Origin of the sequence: Comamonas sp. B-9 (assembly GCF_000410635.1) — a bacterium.
GTDB lineage: Bacteria > Pseudomonadota > Gammaproteobacteria > Burkholderiales > Burkholderiaceae_C > Comamonas.
The window spans coordinates 1-209 of the sequence record NZ_APCR01000602.1; the positions used below are offsets into that span (position 1 = coordinate 1).

The following is a 209-nucleotide window of genomic DNA, read 5'->3' on the forward strand; positions in this document are numbered from 1 at the left end:
TCCACCACGGTGGCCAGCGCCTGGTGCAGGCCTGGCCGGTTGTCGCCGGCCACCGGAATGGCTCGCGCAATCTCGGCGCCCATTCCAAGCAGGTAGGCCAGGCGGGCGAGCAGCTCGGTCTGGTTTGACTGGTGATCGGCCTGAACGCAGTGCAGCCCCACGCTGGTGTATTCGGCCTCCATGTTCTTGCGCACCATCAGCGCCATCAT

1 protein-coding gene is annotated in these 209 nt (G+C 66.0%); it reads right to left on the minus strand.

All coding sequences use genetic code 11. The annotated features are described in order from the left end of the window. The coding region (locus tag H928_RS32145) for a hypothetical protein (protein ID WP_043339003.1) at nucleotides 1-209 on the minus strand (209 nt) is incomplete at both ends.